This is a genomic window from Sphingomonas sp. CCH9-F2 (assembly GCF_001556735.1).
GTDB classification, from domain to species: domain Bacteria; phylum Pseudomonadota; class Alphaproteobacteria; order Sphingomonadales; family Sphingomonadaceae; genus Sphingomonas; species Sphingomonas ginsenosidimutans.
The window spans coordinates 1-854 of sequence record NZ_LSJO01000430.1 but is presented as its reverse complement, the minus strand read 5'-3'; the positions used below and the strand labels follow the sequence as shown (position 1 = coordinate 854).

The following is an 854-nucleotide window of genomic DNA, read 5'->3' as shown; positions in this document are numbered from 1 at the left end:
GCAGCGACGGCACGGCGGACGAGGTCGGCGGCGCGGTCCTGCGCCTGTTCGGGAGTGAGCATGGCACGGACTTAGGGGGTGGGAAGGCGCGTTGCTAGAGCGTCGTCCCCACCGCGGCGCAGGCAAGGAACATCAACAGGCCGGTGAAGCGGTTGGCGCGGAAGCGATGGAGCGCGCCGTCGCCATCGTCGGGCACCAAGGTCGCGACCTGCCATCCCAGATGCAGCGCGGCGGGCAGCAGCGCGGCGAGCGCGAGCGGATCGGCACGCATCTGCCAGAAGGCGGCCCCCCACAGCGCAACGGCGATCGCGTAGCACAGCGCCACGCCGGCGCGGACGTGTGCCCCCATTGCCAGCGCGGACGAGCCGATGCCGACCAGCGCATCGTCCTCGCGATCCTGCAGCGCGTAGATCGTGTCGTACCCGATCACCCAGAAGATGCAGCCGGCGTAGAGCGTCAGCCCGGCGGGGGCGAGCGTGCCCCACACATCCGCCCAGCCGACCAGCGCCGCCCAGGAGAAGACGAGGCCCAGCCACGCCTGCGGCCACCAGGTGATCCGCTTCATGAACGGATAGGCGGCGACCGGCGCGATGCTGGCCAGCGCGACGATCGCGGCGCTCCAGTGCAGCTGGAACAGCACGATCAGCCCGATCACGCACAGGACCCCCAGCCACGCCCATGCCAGCGTCACCGACACCGCGCCGCTGGCGAGCGGGCGGTGGCGGGTGCGCGCGACGCTGGCGTCCAGATCGCGGTCGACGATGTCGTTGTAGACGCAGCCCGCACCGCGCATCGCGATGCTGCCGAGGAGGAACCACGCCAGCAGATCCCAGCGCGCCGGAATGCCGCCCGCC

The 854-nt window shown here is 71.7% G+C and carries 1 protein-coding gene; it reads right to left on the bottom strand.

The window, feature by feature from the left end; all coding sequences use genetic code 11:
* Positions 1–94: 94 nt before the first annotated feature.
* The coding region (locus AX685_RS12115) for a 4-hydroxybenzoate octaprenyltransferase (protein ID WP_066489029.1) at positions 95–854 on the bottom strand (760 nt) is incomplete at its 5' end.